Here is a 17,148-nt window from a genome sequence, read left to right on the forward strand (position 1 = left end):
CCGCAGTTGAGCGCTTTACAGCGCTTAAATGCAATCAACCAATAATAAAAGAGTGTGTATGAAGTTCATTATCCGTGCATTGATGTTAGGTGCCCTACTCTCGTTTAACAGTGTTGCGCAAGAGGTCATGCTTGACCGCGTGGCTGTAATTGTTGACCAAGGCGTAATACTTGAAAGTGAAATCGATGCGCTAATACAAGACGTTAAACGCAACGCAGAAGCTAATAATCAACAGCTACCGTCAGATCGTGCGCTTCGTACACAGGCAATTGAGCGTTTAATCACTAAGAGCCTCCAGCTTCAAATGGCAGAGCGTATGGGTATTCGCATTAGCGACCCACAGCTAGAGCAGACCATTAGCAACATTGCAGCGAATCAAAATGCAACGATTGAAGAACTTCGTGCCCAATTAGCGGCAGAAGGTATTGCATACGATGATTACCGCGAAGACATTCGCGAAGAAGTTATCATGGGTGAAGTTCGCCGTGCTAACGTACGTCGCCGTGTTTATATTACACCTCAAGAAATTGAAACCTTGATTGACCTGATGGAACAGCAAGGCGCTACTCAAGCTGAATATCGCTTAGGTCACATTCTTATTGGTTTCCCGCCAGAGCCTACAGATGAAGATATTCAATCGGCACGTGAGCGTGCAGACAAAGTCATTTCACTATTAGAGTCAGGATCTGATTTTGCTAAAATCGCCATTGCGTCATCATCAGGTAACGAAGCGCTCGAAGGCGGTGACATGGGCTGGCTTAACATTAACGCCATGCCGACGCTTTTTGCTGAAGCTATTCAAAACAAAGACAAAGATGCTCTTGTTGGTCCTATTCGAAGCGGTGCAGGCTTTCATATCCTAAAAGTATTAGATACGCGCGGTATTGAGAAAGTCACGGTGGAAGAAGTAAACTCTCGCCACATTCTTGTTAAGCCGTCAATCATTCTTAGCGAAGACAAAGCTAAAGCCATGCTAAACCGCTTCAAGGAAGAGGTGAAAAATGGTGAAGCTGATTTTGCAGTGCTAGCTAAAGAGCATTCAGAAGATCCTGGTTCAGCCCTTCGCGGTGGCGAGCTTGGCTGGTCGGATCCAAATAATTACGTGCCTGAGTTTAAAGACGCACTTGCACAGCTTGAGCCTGGAGAATTTAGTGAACCTGTTCGTACCGTGCACGGCTGGCATTTAATTCAGCTTATTGAACGTCGTATTGATGACGCTACCGATAAGCGCAAAGAAGATAAAGCTTACCAGCTTATCTTCAACCGTAAATTTTCAGAGGAAACCGAGAACTGGTTACGTGAGATGCGTGATGCCGCTTACGTAGAAGTTGTCGACTCGTAACAATAAGTTATTCATGAGTACACCAATTAAAATAGCAATAACGCCGGGAGAACCGGCAGGTATCGGGCCAGATTTGATCATAAAACTGGCCCAGGAAACATGGCAAGCTCAGCTTGTCGTGTTTGCCGATGGCGAAATGCTCAAAGCACGAGCAAGCGCCTTGGGGCTGCCATTAACGCTAATCGATTACGATGCCACTAACCCGCAAATTCAAGATGCGGGTTCGTTGTTTATAAAGCAAATAGATAAATCCGTTGACGTTACGCCAGGCGAGCTTGATAGCGAAAACGGGTTATACGTAGTAGAAACTCTGCGCCAGGCGTGTCAGGCAAATATGGATGGCGACTTCGACGCCGTCGTTACCGGCCCCGTACACAAAGGCATTATCAACAAAGCAGGGGTATCATTCAGCGGTCATACTGAGTTTTTTGCGTATCAGTCCAATACCATTGATGTGGTTATGCTTCTGGCAACTGAAGGTCTTAATGTAGCGCTTGCCACCACGCATATTCCCCTTGAGTATGTAGCGAAAGCTATCACCCGAGAGCGTCTTCATAAGGTCATTCATATCATCAACACCGACCTTAAATTGAAGTTTGGCGTTAAAGAACCTCACATTTATGTGTGTGGCTTGAACCCTCACGCGGGTGAAGATGGTCACATTGGCACTGAAGAAATTCATACCATCATTCCGGCGCTTAACGAACTAAGAGAAGAAGGCTTAAAGATCACAGGCCCTCTACCTGCAGACACCATATTTCAACCCAAATATCTGGAAAATGCTGACGTAGTGCTGGCTATGTATCACGACCAAGGCTTACCCGTGCTAAAATATAAGGGTTTTGGGGCTTCAGTGAATATCACGCTAGGGTTACCTTTCGTTCGTACATCGGTAGATCACGGTACTGCATTAGACTTAGCAGGAACAGGTGAAGCCGACGCCGGTAGTTTCAGAAAAGCATTGGAAAAAGCCATCGAGCTTGCACATCATCAACAATGAGTAAAACACACTTAGGCCATACGGCCAGAAAGCGATTCGGACAAAACTTCCTTCACGATGATTACGTGATAGGTAAGATTGTTGCGGCCATCGCGCCAAAAAATGAACAAAACCTGGTAGAAATTGGACCCGGTTTAGGCGCATTAACAGATCCTGTTTGTGAAGAAGTAGATGCACTCACAGTCATTGAGCTAGACAGAGATCTTGCTAAGCGATTGAGACACCATCCATTTAACGGCAATAAGCTAACGGTTATTGAACAAGATGCAATGACCATGGACTTTGGCGCCCTTTCTAAAGAAATGCCAGTCAAAGACAAAAAGCTTCGCGTATTTGGTAACTTGCCCTACAACATTTCGACACCACTAATGTTTCACCTTTTTGATCATGCTCACTGCATAGAAGATATGCATTTTATGCTTCAAAAAGAAGTGGTAAACCGCTTGGCAGCAGGACCAGGTTCTAAGAATTACGGCAGGCTTTCCGTTATGGCGCAGTATTACTGCCACGTCATTCCGGTACTCAATGTTCCGCCAGGTGCCTTTAAGCCACCCCCGAAGGTTGATTCTGCAGTAGTGAAGCTAGTGCCGCATCAGGCTCCGCCAGTAGACGTTGAGTCTGTAAATACGCTTGAGCGCGTCTGTGCACAAGCGTTCAACCAGCGCCGAAAAACCATTCGCAACTCGCTGAAAGACAGTTTAAGTGAAGAGGAGATCCGTGAGCTAGGTATCGATCCTACCTCTCGCGCAGAAGTATTATCACTTAACGATTTTGCCACAATAGCAAACGCTGTGTCGGCAAAAGAGCACCAACAAGAGCAGTAAGTTCTCTATGGATGTACTTGATATTAAGGTGCGGGTGAAAACCCGTCACCTTCCCGACCACCTTCCGTCAGATTCAAAGCAATTTGCCTTCGCGTACCACATTACGATTGAGAACAATAGCGACCATACGGTGCAACTACTCAGTCGCTACTGGAAAATTACCGATGCAAATGGCAAGACATCAGAAGTTGAAGGTGATGGGGTTGTAGGCAAGCAACCTATCATGAAAGCGGGCGAGCATTTTGACTATACCAGTGGCGCTGTCATTGACACACCGGTTGGGAATATGGAAGGCTACTATGTAATGGAATTAGAGAGCGGCGAGCGTTTTCGCGTTCCTATCGACGTTTTCCGATTAGCCATTCCAAGTATTCTTCATTAAGGTTTCTATGTCGCAAGGTAACACGTACGTCATTGGTGATATACAAGGCTGTTACGATGGTCTTCGTCGCGCGTTAGATAAAGTAAAATTCGACGAAGAAAACGATACGCTACTCGCAGTAGGTGATTTAGTTGCTCGAGGAGAAGATTCTTTGAGCACATTGCGCTTTTTAAAGTCTCTCGGCAGCCAGTTTAGCAGTGTTTTAGGAAACCACGACCTTCACTTACTTGCCGTTGTAAACGGCATCCGCAAAGCAAAAAAATCCGACAAATTAGAGCCTCTACTTAATGCTTCAGACTTGACCGAACTTATTGACTGGTTGCGTCAGTTCCCGTTGGCAATGAAGTTAGACGAGCAATCAGTAATGGTGCATGCTGGACTCTATCCTAAATGGTCTATCGATGAGTGCGTTTCACTTAGTGACGAAGTTAGCAACATTCTAAAATCCGACAACTACGCTGCTTTTCTTTCAGAAATGTATGGTAATAAACCCAACAACTGGTCAGATAAACTTAAGGGTGATGAGCGACTGCGTTTTATTGTAAATGCGTGTACGCGCATGCGTTTTGTTCATACCGATGGTACACTCGATTTTGATAACAAATCTCATCCCAGCGCAGTATCCCACAGCACCAGTAGCACGTTAAAACCATGGTTTGAAGTAGAGAATAAAAAGCTCGGTGACGATCAACGAGTGGTATTTGGGCATTGGGCAGCTCTGTCGGGCCAAACGAACAGTCATCAATTTATCGGCTTAGATACAGGCTATGTTTGGGGGCAAAGCATGACTTTGCTAAACCTGAACTCCGCTTCGCTTGTGAGTGTTTCTGCCTAAAACCAGAGTTTACTGGCTCCGCAATTATCCAATTCGCGCTTGTTTACGTGTATAATTTTACGCACCAACTGGTATTACCAGTTAAACTTTCTACACGTAAGTACTAAATAAAGTAAACATTAAGTTATTGTAGCCGATACACTTAATTACGATAGTAACGATAATGTCTCATTATCTACTCAGTAATTGAGCAAACTAGCTTTCTTAATCGCTATATTTTGTTTGCTGAGACGGGTAATATCGTTAGGGATAAAAATAAAAAACACTCATCCAGGAGTTCCGATGAAAATAACGGTAGCCACACGCGTAATCGGGGGATTTGTAGCGATTAGCGCACTTCTGATCGTCATCAGTGTTGTTTCACTTTATAACCTCAACTCAATAGGCTCAGCAACGGAAGAAGTAAATGACGTTGCATTACCCACCGTAGCAGGCAGCAATGCACTTAAAGCCAGCTTTCTCAATATGGGCCGACTTACCTTCGAAAGCTACATCGAAGAAAATCTAAATGGCTTAAAAGACAAGCGAGCGTCTTTTAACTCTGCCAAAGATACCTTTGAGAGTGAATATAAGAAACTGGCGCAGGCCGTTAATAACGAGCCTGAACTAAAGAGCACGCTGAATACTGTACGCGAATCATATGAAGCGTATATCACCAATGTTGAAGCGATGTACAACAATCACCAAATGTACCTTGATATACGCAACACAATTCAAGACAGACTGGGTGACGCCGAAGACAACGCAGACGATGCATCCACCTACCTTCTAGACTTCTCAGACTTAGACGCTGTTCAGCGCGATTCTAACCTACGACGTGCGGCAGAAATCGGCGGCCAACTTGAGACGTCGCTGCTTTCTTTGCTAACGGTTTCATACGAATACATTAAAACAGAGACACTGGTTCGTTCGCAGACACTAGGCAACGAAGTTGATTTGGTTGTCGAGAAAGTGGTCACGCAATTAAGCGACATGATGCAAACTGCGGGCGGCCGCGATGATTCTGGTACTCTTGATGACATTAATGACTTGGTTAACAACGCAATCAATGCGATTAAAGCTAACGATGGCGTGGTTCAACTTCATGTTGATCGTCTAGAGCGTAGAAATGATGCTGAAAAAGCGCTTAACGCTTCAGACTCAAATATCGCGCAAGCGGTTGTCGCTCTAGAAAACCTGCTCAACCTTGCAGATAAGAAAGCGACACATGTAGAAAGTCAGGTTAATGGCGCGATTACAACGGGTAATACCGTTGTTATTGTCGTGGTACTAATTTCTATCGCCGTTGCTGCAATTATCGGTTTCGCGACAGTACGTGCAATCACACGTCCGCTTTATCGTGTAAATGAACTTCTGACGGTAGCTTCATCGGGTGACCTTACTCACCGCTTAGACGATTCGGCGCAAGACGAATTTGGTCTTTTAGCCCGAAACTGCAATACGCTTATTGGAAACCTGAAGGAGCTCATTACGGCCATTAACGTTCGTGCTGAACAGCTGGCAGCCGCATCGGAACAAACGTCTGCAGTAACGGCGCAAACGACGCATTCAATTCAGGATCAGAAATCACAAATTGGCCAAGTAGCAACAGCAACCACAGAAATGCACTCTACGTCGCAGCTGGTTGTGCAAAACGCTGAAGATACGCTAAGTCAAATTCGTCATGCGGATGCTGAGGCTGAGAACGTGCGCCAAATCTCACTAGAGAATAAGGACACCATTGAGATCTTATCTCGTGACGTTCAGGAAGCGGCAGACGTTATCAATAAGCTTCATCAAGACAGTGCAAGCATTGGTGGCATCTTAGACGTTATCCGTGGTGTTGCAGATCAAACCAACCTGCTTGCCTTGAATGCTGCTATTGAGGCAGCGCGTGCTGGTGAACAAGGTCGAGGCTTTGCGGTTGTTGCTGATGAAGTAAGAACCCTCGCCAGCCGAACTCAAGAATCGACACAAGAAATCAACGCAATGATTGAAGTGCTTCAAGCGGGTGCTGAAAAAGCGGTATCGGTGATGAATCAAGGTAAAGAGCAAACTGCGGCGTGTGTGGCACAAACTGAAAAGGCTACACAGGCATTGGATATCATCTCTGACGCCGTTCACAAAGCCCATGACGTGAGCTCTCAAATTGAGCAGTCTGCCCGTGAACAGAATACGGTATCACAAGAGATCAGCGAAAAGCTTGAAACTATTGTGGGTATCGCTGAAGAGACGACAGCTGGAGCACAGCAAACGTCTGAGTCTAGCCATGAAGTGGCTCGACTTGCTGAAGAGTTACAACAGTCTATCAGACAGTTTAAAGTGTAACGCTTTTTACAAACCTGTTTTAAGAAGGGGCTTTTAGCCCCTTTTTTGTGTCTAACAATTAATCTGGCACACTTTAGGAATGCATAGATAGTTACTTTAGAACCGTTTAACTGAGCATTAATCGGCTTTAATTCGTATAAAGACTATTCGTAACAAACCACTAAAAAAAGAATGATATTTTCCCGTTTTCGCTTGCCTCTTTTCATTACTACTTTATTGGTGTCAACAATGATCCAGGCTGAGCCATCATATTATAAAGATACAGAAACCCTTCCCTATTCCATTATCGAGACCCTTGATGAAGATATTGAAGTGAGGCATTACAATGAAGCGTTAGGCGTAATGTCTAGTGGGAATGAAGATAACGGAGCATTTCAGCTACTCTTTAATTATATCTCTGGTGAGAATACATCCAGTAGCAATGTGTCAATGACGTCCCCCGTAGAAGTTGGAAAGCACTCTCAAGAAATTGCAATGACCTCTCCTGTCGAAGTCTCATCTTCAGAAACAATGATGTTTTTCTTGCCCAGCAAATATGACATTAAAAGCGCTCCAATGCCAACGCACAAAGATGTATCGCTGGTTACTGTGCCAGCGAGAACGGTAGCCGCTATTCGTTATTCAGGTTTCAACAAGGACAGCGATAAGAAGCAGTATACGAATAAACTGCTTAAAGCCCTTAGAGACAATAATATTGAGCTTGATGGTGAACCTAGCTATATGGGCTACGACTCGCCTTTTACCTTACCGTGGAATAAACGTCACGAAATCATTGTACCGGTCGACATTTTGAAATCATCTACAAACTGATGTGAAATAAAAACGGCCGCTTTTAAGGCGACCGTTTTTTGGGGTCATTCAGCACAGTAGGTGCTTATTCAAATAACGCCGTGTGAAGCTTGCGAACCACGTCGTCACTGTCGGTCTCGTTAACCAAGAACGATAGGTTGTGCGGGTTGGCGCCAAAGCAAATCATACGCAGGTTGAAATCTGAAACCGCAGCTAAAATCTTGCTAGAAACACCAACAGCGGTTTGCATGTTGTTACCTACAACCGTGACAAGGTCGTAACCTTTTTCTACTTTCACATCACAGATAGTTTCAAGTTCAGCAATGGTTTCTTTGTTTAGTCGCTGAGCCACAGAGTTTGCAGGGTTATCAAGGGTAAAAGATACCGAGATTTCTGACGTGGTAACCAAATCAACACTTAGCTTGTGCTTGGCGATGATGGCAAATACCTGCTGTAGGAAACCTTGCGCGTACATCATCTTCGGTGTTTTCACTGTCACCATTACTTGCTCTTTACGGCGAGTAATAGCACGGTACGGTGGTTCGTGCTCACAATCACGCACAATCCATGTACCGCCCTTTTCTGGCTCCTTACTAGAGCCTACAAACACCTTAATGTCCTTGCGAAGTGCAGGCTCCATAGTGGCAGGATGTAGTACCTTGGCACCAAAGGTGGCCATTTCCGCCGCTTCTTCAAAGCTGAGTTCAGGTAACGGATGAGCAGCTGGCGTGATGCGCGGGTCAGTTGTGTACACCCCTGTTACGTCAGTCCAAATCTCACACGATTCGGCATCAAGCGCTTCAGCAAGTAGCGCCGCCGTAAAATCAGAACCACCACGACCTAGCGTTGTAGTACGGCCTTCCTCATCAGCACCAACAAAGCCTTGAGTAACCACTATCGCGTCTTTAATTTCAGGTGCCAGCAATTGTTTAGACAGCTTTTCGATTTCTTCGATTTGCGGCGCACCTTCTCCAAACTCACTGTCCGTACGTAACACCTTACGTACGTCAAAGTTCATGGTTTTTACGCCCAGCTCTGCAAGCACTGAAGAGAACATCAGCGATGACATCCGCTCACCCATTGAAAGCAGCTGATCTTTTAAATCATCACGGTGAAGGATTTCTTCATGAAACGCTAAGCTTCGCATTTCATCTAACAAGTCGTTGAGTTTTGGCTCAACCGCGTCTTTATCTTTCAACTTGTTAAGAATGGCAAGCTCAATATTGATAATGGCCTGACAGGTCTCTTCAATTTGCTGTTGCGTCATAGGTGTGTGCGCTAAGCTTACCAGGTGATTGGTTACACCTGCCGCAGCGCTCACTACCACAATGCGCGTTTTGTCATTACCGGCAACAATTCGGGCGCAGTTTTGCATTACTTCGTAATTCGCAACGCTAGTTCCACCGAACTTAGCTATCGATAAGGCATTTGTCACTATATTTAACTCCAGAATAAAACTAGCATTTCGCTAGCAGCCACCACGCGTTTTGCGCGGTTAATCAATCGTTATTTGGTCGCCTACTTTAATATTATTCTCGGCAAACCACCCTTGGTTCATTTCCAACGCGTAAAGTACCTCTTTCGATGATCCGACCGACTCCAAACTATGAGGAGTGAGAGGTTTTATATCCGTTATTACGCCTTTTCTGTCGATAAATGCTACGTCTAGAGGAACAAAGGTATTTTTCATCCACATGCCCGCAAACTTTGGGCTAGAAAACTTAAAAAACATACCGCAGTCTTCACACAAGGCTTTGCGAAACATAAGGCCCTGTGCGCGTTGTTCAAAGGTTTTGGCATACTCAACTTCATAGTGCTTGCCGCCAATCTCCAGCGTAATGGATTCAAAGTCCACTGAATTCAGCGACGATACAGGGTCAACCTGCGCTTTTGCACACCCTAAGGTTAATACAAGTGCAGCAACAATAAAGAAAGATTTCCCCATTAGACATTCCTTTTCGCCATAAAAAAAGCCGGTCACCTTAACGGTCACCGGCTTTGTAGTTTATACACTATTTTAAGCAACATTCAATGTTGGAATAATGCGCGCTTTTGCTTCTTCCTCAGCCTTTTTAAAGCTAGGCATTTTGTCGAAGTTCAAGTAGCGGAATACTTCACCCGACATTGCGTTAATTTTGCTGGCGTATTCCATGTACTCTTGTGCAGTTGGGATGCGCCCAACAATGGCACCCACAGCAGCAAGCTCGGCTGAGGTCAAATAAACATTCGCCCCATCGCCCAAGCGGTTAGGGAAGTTTCGAGTAGATGTTGAAAGCACGGTTGTGCCCGCATCCACCCTTGCTTGGTTACCCATACATAGTGAGCAGCCCGGCATTTCCGTACGCACACCTACACGACCATAAATGTTGTAATAGCCCTCTTCCATTAATTGAGCTTTGTCCATCTTAGTCGGTGGTGACATCCATAAACGGGTGGGCAGTGTTTTGTTGTATTGCTCAAGTAGCTTACCCGCTGCGCGGAAGTGACCAATGTTTGTCATACATGAACCAATGAAGACCTCGTCTACCTTATCACCTGCAACGTCAGATAAGGTTTTCGCATCGTCAGGATCATTAGGGCAGCACACAATAGGCTCTTTAATTTCGTTAAGATCGATTTCGATAACCTCGGCGTATTCAGCGTCTGCATCGGCGCGCATCAATTCAGGGTTAGCTAACCATTCTTCCATTTTTTGCGCGCGACGCTCTAAGGTACGTGGATCGCCATAACCTTCGTTAATCATCCAGCGTAGCATGGTAATGTTTGAACGCAGGTATTCAGCAATCGACGCTTCAGATAAGTTGATAGTACAACCGGCTGCTGAACGCTCCGCCGATGCGTCAGAAAGCTCGAACGCCTGTTCTACGGTTAAGTTCTCTAGCCCTTCGATTTCTAAAATACGGCCAGAGAAGGCGTTGATCTTGCCTTTTTTCTCGACCGTTAATAGGCCTTGTTTAATGGCGTACAGCGGAATGGCGTGTACTAGGTCGCGTAGCGTAATGCCCGGCTGCATTTCACCCTTAAATCGCACCAATACCGACTCGGGCATATCTAGCGGCATAACGCCGGTAGCCGCAGCGAACGCGACCAAGCCTGAACCTGCAGGGAATGAAATACCTAAGGGGAAACGAGTATGCGAGTCACCACCCGTGCCTACTGTGTCAGGCAGCAGCATGCGGTTTAACCAGCTGTGTATAATGCCGTCACCAGGACGCAGCGATACGCCACCGCGGTTCATTATAAAATCAGGTAGCGTGTGCTGCGTTTCTATATCCACCGGCTTTGGGTAAGCGGCGGTGTGACAGAATGACTGCATGGTTAAATCGGCAGTAAAGCCAAGACAGGCTAGATCTTTGAGCTCATCGCGAGTCATAGGGCCTGTAGTATCTTGTGAACCCACGGTAGTCATTTTAGGTTCGCAGTAGGTGCCTGGGCGAATACCGTCAACACCGCACGCCTTACCCACCATTTTCTGCGCTAGCGAGAAACCCGCTCCACTGTCTTTTGGCTGTTCAGGCGTACGAAATAAGTCCGTTGGGCCTAAACCTAGTGTCTCACGCGCCTTCTCGGTAAGGCCACGACCAATAATCAGATTGATACGTCCACCTGCGCGCACTTCATCCAGAATCACTTTCGACTTATAGCTGTATTCAGCGAGAAGTTCACCGGTTTCATGGTTGGTGATTTTGCCTTCAAACGGATAGATGTCTATCACATCACCCATGTTCATTTTTTCCACATCGGCTTCAAACACCAACGCACCGGCGTCTTCCATTGTGTTAAAGAAGATAGGCGCAACTTTTGAACCAATGCACACACCGCCGCCACGCTTATTAGGCACACCCGGTAAGTCTTCACCAAAGAACCACAATACAGAGTTAGTTGCCGACTTGCGTGACGAGCCGGTTCCAACTACATCACCGACAAACGCTACGGGATACCCCTTACTTTTGACTTCTTCTATTTGCGCCATTGGGCCTTTAACACCTGGCTCTTCTGGCTCTAAACCTTCGCGGGGCATCTTGTAAGCTGCCAGGGCGTGCAGAGGAATATCTGGGCGAGACCATGCGTCAGGGGCTGGCGACAAATCATCAGTGTTAGTTTCACCTGTTACTTTAAACACGGTGTAAGTGATTTTATCGTCCATTAACTTACGCGACGTAAACCACTCACCTTCAGCCCAAGATTTAATGATGTCAGTGGCATGCTCGTTACCCGCTTTGTGCTTTTCTTCCACATCGTGATAAGCGTCAAACATTAAAAGAGTATGTTTCAGCTCTTTCGCTGCCAACGGCGCAAGCGCTTTATCATCAAGTAGCTCCACTAAAGTGGCAATGTTGTAGCCACCGTGCATATTTCCTAGCAGTTCAACGGCTTTCTCTTTAGAGATAAGCTCACAACTGTCTTCACCTTTTGCGATTGCACTTAAAAACCCAGCTTTAACGTAAGCTGCCTCATCAACCCCAGGCGGTACACGTTCTGACAGCAATTCTAAAAGAAACTCCCCTTCGCCTGCTGGCGGGTTCTTTAATAAATCAACCAGGCCAGCTACCTGTTCAGCGTTAAGCGGTTTAGGTGGAATATTTTGAGCGGCACGTTCTTCAACGTGATTGCGATAGTCTTGTAACACAGTCTCTTCCTCTAAGTTAGCTTGCGCAATGGGAGTAAACGGTCTTGTACGCACTTGACGCAAGGTGTGTTTAATAAATCATCAACAGTATAACTTCACGGGCTCATTTTTTAAATTTAGCGCCCTTTTAATTCACTTATAATCGCTATTCATACCATTACTTTTAAACGACAAAAGCGATTAAAAAGAAATAAGCAAAGTCATTTTAGCAATTAACATGCAGTAAAGTTATAGGGCTTTATGACTTAAAGACAAGGTGTTAGCTGTACACAATGCTTCCTCAATTGAAGCAAACCGTAAACGATTAACAACAGTAAGTGAGAGGCAGTTCATTGTGACTATACTGGCAGTAAATAATTGTTAATTGGGCAAGTCTGTCTGAGGTCTGGTGCGAAGAAAGCTTGCAAACTTTGGCTTTCCATTTTTCGTTAAACCGTAGTACTTAAAGGTTACCCAGCTGCCGATAGCGGGCGGAGATTGGCGCTCATTTTCTGAAAAGCCCGTTCCTAATTTAAATTGAATGCCTTCTCGCGTTTCTACAAGAAGCGAGCCCATCATTCCCTTAAATCGTCCTTTTCCCGGAAGCAATGCCAGTACTTTCCCTTCTGCATCTTCAAAGCGTTTTACTTTGAGTAACTTGTCACTTCGCCCGGATGTGTACAGCGCTTGTTCATGATGAAGCATTAACCCTTCTCCGCCTTCCTGGGTTACTTGCTCCAGCTTTTCATCAAGTGAAGCAATAGACGTAAGCTTAAATTGAGGAATAACTGCAAACGTTGGATTAGGTGTAGATTTACTTAGTCTGTTAAGCCTGTTGAGTCGCCGACCAAAGGGCTCACCCATCATAGGTATGTCAAAGGCCATAAATCTAACTTTAGCCCAGCGTTTTGCAGATAGAGAATTTGCTGCGGCTATAGTGTCTGCTGAAGACACTGTGCTAGATGAAGCGTTAGCGACAGAATGCAGCTCGATGTTTGTCAGCGTTGAAAGCACAATAGAAGCTGTACGTTCAAACTCCCCTCTTCCTATCCAAAGTTCGCCGTCAATAGTGGTTTCTGGCCAGTTAGCGGTGAACCATGTTGGCGCGAATATCTTGTTCCCATTGCGGGTAAGTAATTCAGTACCGTTCCATCTTGCGCGAATACCGTCTAGCTTCTCACTAACCCAATAGTCAGCTACGTTGATATCAGTGCGACTTTGATCGTATTGCTTAGCAAGCTGCAGCCCTTCGACAGTATCGAGCATGTGATTAGCATTAACGTTAGCTATGGCGGTGATTGAAAGTACATATACAGCAGTCAAAAAATTTCGCATCGGCTCTTCCTATAACGTGTTAACCTTTGCTTGCTTTTATGCTTTTAATAAAGAAGCAAAAACAAAGAAGGCAGAGTAAATTACTCTGCCTTCTTTGCTTTTATAACTGTACGTAGGAAGGTTTTTTCGCTTAATCGAAGCTGATCTAGTCGGTAATAATATCAATTACTGAGATCAGCACGTCTTCAGCAAACGCTTCACCTGCCGTTCTTTCTTTATCACGTCGCAGTTTGTAAGTTTCCAAGCAAGCATTTAGCTGCTCGTCGGCGGTGTAAACCCCATGAACACCTGCGTTATTAGCTTGCTCAATACAGCGATCGGTTTGTCCCGTCGTGACGGTACTGCACCCGCTCGTTCCCAAGGTGATTCCGACCATACAAACCGCAGTGGCGATCCAGTTTACGTGTTTAACTGTGCTTTTATGGTTCAAGATAACTTAATCCTTCAATAAAGACTGCAAGCGTTTTTGTCTATTAACATAAACCTGATGGCCATCGTGCTCAGACGTGGAAAGTGCTAAAGCTTGGTTCACGCTTTCCAGCGCTTTTTTGTACTCGCCCATCTGCTCATAACCATAAGCTAAGCCATTATATGCGTCAGGCGTTTGAGGATACTCAGCAATATCGTATTTAAACAAGGCGATGGCTTTGTCGTAGTTTTGTTCACCCACATAGTGATAACCTAACTCGCGAATAACCCATTCCGGCGCGTCGAGTTTCTCGCCTCGCTGCTTTGAAACACGGGCGTAATAGTCTTTAATACTTTTAATATCTCCACTGAACTGCTGTGGCCTTAAATAAGCTGATAAGAACAAATGATGGTAAGCGCTGAAAGTTGACGCAGCTGAGACCAAATTGTGGGTAACTCCCTCGTAGGCTTCGTTCTCCCATCTTAATCCGGCAGGTTGATTTGCCCGCATTCCAGAAATCATATCGTTATAATACGGGCGCATGGGCGCGCCTTCATTGCCGATAGACGTGTAAATGAAGTGGTCTAATTGATTGGCAGATTTTAAGAATGCAACCGTACTTTTTGCAGATGCGCCATAGTTCCACCACACCGCAGCACTGTAAGTCAGCGCGGCGTTAAAAAGCTCAGGCTTCTGGGTAAGTGCGTACAACGCGAATACGCCTCCGGCTGATGCACCCTCTATCACTCGAAAGTCATGCACGCGATATTTCTTCTCTACCATCGGCATAAGCTCAGTGGTTATAAAGGAAAGAAAGTTTGCACCGCCACCGCCATAGCCTACAGGCCCGTTTGGATCTTCATTTGCCGTGGGATATAAATCGCGAAGTCGGTCGGTATTTTCAATGGCGACTATGATGACTTCCGGAGCAGCATTCTGAGATTGCAGCGATTCTAGCACTGCATTCATCATAGTAAGATTTCCCGCACCATCTAGACGATAAATAACGGGGTATTTCTTGTCGGGGTTTTCGGCGTAGCCTTTTGGAAGCTGAACAACCACTTCTCGTTGCTCGTTTAGCACTTTAGACTGGAGTTTCTCTACTTTCAATTCGTATCGCTGGCTGTCGCTGCCTGTTTCGCTGTTAGCCGGAAGGCTCGTGAAAGCAAGAAATAGCAGGGCAATTATAATATGTATTTGTGACTTCAAACTTAAATCCTTTTATAAGACGCTTTGCTTTTCGCAGTAATACTATTTACTTGATTGGGCCAAGCGAACTTTTATTATTATCTATTGTATAACAGGGGTTTATTCGGATTAATGACAATTTCATAGCCACATTACTCTGTATATTCCCCTTTAGCAATACAGGAACTTTCTGTAGACATTTCTCCGCCCAAGTATTTAGTTAGCACAGCGTGTAGTTCCGTTTTATTGACTGGTTTTGTGAGATATCCATTCATCCCGGATGCTAACGCTTTATCTATTTCTTCGGCAACCACCGCAGCAGTGAACGCGATAATAGGAATAGTGATGTTAGCTTTTCGCAACGCTAAAGCGGCTTCAGAGCCGTTCATTTCAGGCATGTGTAAGTCCATCAATATAAGGTCGAAATGCTGCTTTAGTGCAATCTCTACTGCTTCGTTACCGTTATTAGCAAGCGCAACTCTCAATCCTGTGTCTTCTAACAATGATTTTGCTACGACCTGGTTAATGTCGTTATCTTCTGCAACCAAAACAGTAAGGTTTGGGAACGACGGTGTGCTTTCCTGTTCTTTAGCGCCAATTACACTATCTGCAATTTCAAACGGTAGCTCGAAATAAAATTCACTCCCCTGACCTACCGCGCTTTTTAGATAAACCGTGCCGCCCATAGCTTCAACCAAGCTTTTTACTATCTGTAAACCAAGTCCCGTTCCCCCGTGCATTCGATTAATGCTGCTGTTGGCTTGTGTAAATGCATCGAATACGCGCTCTTGTTCAGAAGCATCAATCCCGTCCCCCGTATCCTTAACTGAAAATCTGACAAATTGATGGGTCTTTGACGCTTCACCTTTCGATAGCCCTAAAGTGACACTGCCCTGATGCGTAAACTTTATCGCGTTGCTCACTAGGTTGTTTAACACTTGAGAAAGGCGCGTTGCGTCCCCTACAACACAAGTATTTAGTGTTTTATCTACTTCTATTCTCAGTGAGATACCTTTGTTCTGCGCCAATTGTGCATAGAACGCCACGCAATCTTTGGCAGTACTTTTTAGGTCAAAGGGAATGATCTCCAGCGCAAGTTTTCCCGCATTTAGTTTGGAGAGATCTAATATGTCGTTCAAAATACGGTTTAGCGAGAGTCCTGAACGCTGAATCTTCTCGAGGTTAGGCCGTGCACTTTCCGAAATATCATGAGAAAGCACTACATCGGTCAGTCCCAAAATACCGTTTAATGGCGTGCGAATCTCGTGTGACATAGTGGCGAGGAATCGTGATTGTGCAGCCGACGCTTGCTTTTCGCTCGCAAGCGCCCTGTTTAGCTCGAGAGTTTTGTTTTTACTCTCAACAAGGGCTTTCTCTAATTGGCTCGCTAGAGCATAGATAAGAAGGGACACAACAAGGTTGGTCACACAAAGCCTTAGCCAAAGGCCCTTGCCATAATCCCCTTCGTAAAACGGCACAAGAAAAGTACAGCATGCGAGTACTACCATTGCACTTATTCGCCAACCATTAGAAAGCAGTAAAATGGGAAAAATAGTAGCAATTGGAACTAAGGTTGCGGGCATGAGCCCATTGCTTATTACAAGGTAAGGCGCGACGGGAATGGTGAGTATTGCCCACAATTTCGCCAAAGGTTCTTTGTAGTTAGAAAAGATAATTCCCGCTATCGAAATTGCACACCAAGACAGGCCGAAAAATACTGCCACATACACATTTTGGGGTTGTGCTATGACGATTACCGCTAAGATGAGTAAAGAAAAAACCAGCAGAATTTTGAAGCCAGCTTTTTGCAATGCCGATGTAACTTCGCCAAATGATTCAGGCTTTGTAGAGTACTGCTTTGGCATTAGGGTTTCTAAGTATTATTAAATGACTAATAACTCAGTATAAGTACCAAACAACAACTCTGCATAAAAATAATGGGGTCAAAGTACTTTTCTAGCTGTTTACCACTAGCTCTATTACCGTACTAATGTACTCTGACCCTGAGGGATCCCCACGAATTTAATTTCATATGCCTCCGGCCCAGGCTGCGTCAACTATGGAGCTGTACCATTTGAGTGCAGCTTTCCACTGTCGCATAGTAAATCGTATTCGACAAGCGACAGCC

The 17,148-nt window shown here is 45.2% G+C and carries 14 protein-coding genes; 7 read left to right on the forward strand and 7 right to left on the reverse strand.

What is annotated here, in order from left to right; genetic code table 11:
- Nucleotides 1-28 precede the first annotated feature (28 nt).
- From surA to QME20_RS12375, 7 genes are all read left to right on the forward strand, one after another.
- Nucleotides 29-1,342 carry a peptidylprolyl isomerase SurA gene (gene surA / locus QME20_RS12345; RefSeq protein WP_281716001.1) on the forward strand — a complete coding sequence of 438 codons (1,314 nt, stop codon included), beginning with the start codon at nt 29-31 and terminating at the stop codon, nt 1,340-1,342.
- A gap of 13 nt (nt 1,343-1,355) precedes the next feature.
- Nucleotides 1,356-2,342: a 4-hydroxythreonine-4-phosphate dehydrogenase PdxA gene (pdxA, locus tag QME20_RS12350; protein ID WP_014948309.1), complete on the forward strand. Its 987-nt coding sequence runs from the start codon at nt 1,356-1,358 to the stop codon at nt 2,340-2,342.
- A complete protein-coding gene (gene rsmA / locus QME20_RS12355; protein WP_014948308.1) occupies nt 2,339-3,166 on the forward strand; it encodes a 16S rRNA (adenine(1518)-N(6)/adenine(1519)-N(6))-dimethyltransferase RsmA in 828 nt (275 codons plus the stop codon). Before pdxA ends, rsmA begins: the two co-directional genes overlap by 4 nt.
- Before the next feature lie 7 nt (nt 3,167-3,173).
- Nucleotides 3,174-3,548 (forward strand): Co2+/Mg2+ efflux protein ApaG, encoded by a 375-nt coding sequence (gene apaG, locus QME20_RS12360; RefSeq protein ID WP_014948307.1) that lies wholly within the window; start codon nt 3,174-3,176, stop codon nt 3,546-3,548.
- Between the two features lie 7 nt (nt 3,549-3,555).
- Nucleotides 3,556-4,383, forward strand: a complete 828-nt coding sequence (locus tag QME20_RS12365) for a symmetrical bis(5'-nucleosyl)-tetraphosphatase (protein ID WP_061439572.1) — start codon at nt 3,556-3,558, stop codon at nt 4,381-4,383.
- A gap of 282 nt (nt 4,384-4,665) precedes the next feature.
- Nucleotides 4,666-6,690 carry a methyl-accepting chemotaxis protein gene (locus QME20_RS12370; protein ID WP_281716002.1) on the forward strand — a complete coding sequence of 675 codons (2,025 nt, stop codon included), beginning with the start codon at nt 4,666-4,668 and terminating at the stop codon, nt 6,688-6,690.
- A gap of 228 nt (nt 6,691-6,918) precedes the next feature.
- A complete protein-coding gene (locus tag QME20_RS12375) occupies nt 6,919-7,500 on the forward strand; it encodes a heme-binding protein (RefSeq protein ID WP_049586126.1) in 582 nt (193 codons plus the stop codon).
- 64 nt (nt 7,501-7,564) lie between these two features.
- Here QME20_RS12375 and lysC read toward each other — a convergent pair whose 3' ends face one another.
- The 7 genes from lysC to QME20_RS12410 form a co-directional block, all read right to left on the reverse strand.
- The gene (gene lysC, locus QME20_RS12380; RefSeq protein ID WP_281716003.1) at nt 7,565-8,914 is read right to left on the reverse strand and encodes a lysine-sensitive aspartokinase 3; all 1,350 of its coding nucleotides are present in this window, start codon (nt 8,912-8,914) and stop codon (nt 7,565-7,567) included.
- Between the two features lie 60 nt (nt 8,915-8,974).
- Nucleotides 8,975-9,424 (reverse strand): DUF192 domain-containing protein, encoded by a 450-nt coding sequence (locus QME20_RS12385; protein WP_014948302.1) that lies wholly within the window; start codon nt 9,422-9,424, stop codon nt 8,975-8,977.
- 72 nt (nt 9,425-9,496) lie between these two features.
- Nucleotides 9,497-12,109 carry a bifunctional aconitate hydratase 2/2-methylisocitrate dehydratase gene (acnB, locus tag QME20_RS12390; RefSeq protein ID WP_281716004.1) on the reverse strand — a complete coding sequence of 871 codons (2,613 nt, stop codon included), beginning with the start codon at nt 12,107-12,109 and terminating at the stop codon, nt 9,497-9,499.
- 360 nt (nt 12,110-12,469) lie between these two features.
- A complete protein-coding gene (locus tag QME20_RS12395) occupies nt 12,470-13,423 on the reverse strand; it encodes a DNA ligase (RefSeq protein ID WP_061094231.1) in 954 nt (317 codons plus the stop codon).
- A 145-nt stretch (nt 13,424-13,568) separates the two neighbouring features.
- Nucleotides 13,569-13,853, reverse strand: a complete 285-nt coding sequence (locus tag QME20_RS12400; RefSeq protein WP_061094230.1) for a hypothetical protein — start codon at nt 13,851-13,853, stop codon at nt 13,569-13,571.
- 6 nt (nt 13,854-13,859) lie between these two features.
- The gene (locus QME20_RS12405) at nt 13,860-15,041 is read right to left on the reverse strand and encodes an alpha/beta hydrolase-fold protein (protein WP_061094229.1); all 1,182 of its coding nucleotides are present in this window, start codon (nt 15,039-15,041) and stop codon (nt 13,860-13,862) included.
- Between the two features lie 131 nt (nt 15,042-15,172).
- Nucleotides 15,173-16,885, reverse strand: a complete 1,713-nt coding sequence (locus QME20_RS12410) for an ATP-binding protein (protein WP_061094228.1) — start codon at nt 16,883-16,885, stop codon at nt 15,173-15,175.
- Nucleotides 16,886-17,148: the final 263 nt, after the last annotated feature.

This window comes from Alteromonas sp. CyTr2 (assembly GCF_947311905.1).
Taxonomy (GTDB): domain Bacteria; phylum Pseudomonadota; class Gammaproteobacteria; order Enterobacterales; family Alteromonadaceae; genus Alteromonas; species Alteromonas macleodii.